The sequence below is a fragment of the Burkholderia sp. BCC1988 genome, assembly GCF_905339895.1.
Taxonomy (GTDB): Bacteria; Pseudomonadota; Gammaproteobacteria; order Burkholderiales; family Burkholderiaceae; genus Burkholderia.
This window is the reverse complement of sequence record NZ_CAJPHA010000068.1, coordinates 1-897: the sequence shown is the minus strand read 5'-3', so window position 1 is coordinate 897 and position 897 is coordinate 1. Positions and strand designations below refer to the sequence as shown.

The 897-nt window shown below is 69.2% G+C and carries 1 pseudogene; it reads left to right on the top strand.

Annotation, left to right across the window (positions count from 1 at the left end):
* Positions 1-897: pseudogene (locus tag U4012_RS35565) on the top strand (hypothetical protein); the annotation flags it as partial.

Genomic DNA, 897 nt, shown 5'->3' with positions numbered 1-897 from the left:
TCTGTCGACGACGACCAGCTCCGTATCGTCGCTGAGCACGGCGCTGTCGAGCAGCAAGACGCACTACTACAGCGTGAACGACAACGGCACGCAGCAGGCGAACTACAACAACGATGGCGCGACCGGCGTGAACGCGCTGGCGGCAGGTGTCGGCGCGACTGCGGCGGGTACCAGCGCAACGGCAGTGGGCAACAACACGAACGCCGCGGGCGCCAATGCGCTGGCGCTGGGTTCGAACTCGACCGCGGCCGGTGCTGGCAGCATCGCCGCAGGTTACGGGGCGACGACGCCGGGCACCGGTACCGACAGTATCGCGATCGGCACCAATGCGACGGTCGTGGCCAATGGGCCGAGCGGCGGTGCGGGTGGTGTGGCTATCGGCGCAGGCGCGATGGCAGGCGACCCCGGCACGGCACTCGGTAGCGGGGCTTCGGCACTCGGAACCGATGCGACGGCCGTCGGCTACATCGCGACGGCGTCCGGATCGGCAAGCGGGGCGTTCGGTACCGGCGCGGTTGCATCGGCAGCGAATACGCTCGCACTGGGCAGCGGCGCGACCGCGGCGAACGCCGGCAGTGTCGCGCTGGGCTCGGGCTCGGTGACGGCGGCGGCCAGTCCGACGACGAGCGCGACGATCGGCGGCACGACGTACTCGTTCGCGGGTACGAGCCCGGCAAGCGTGGTGAGTGTCGGTGCGGCGGGTGCTGAGCGTCAGATCACCAACGTGGCGGCCGGCCAACTGAGCGCGACGAGTACGGATGCCGTCAACGGTTCGCAACTGTTCGCGACGAACCAGGCCATCGACACGCTGTCGACGTCGACTTCGACGTCGGTCAGTTCGCTGTCGACGGGCTTGTCGACGACGGACAGCACGGTGTCGTCGCTGTCGACCTCGAC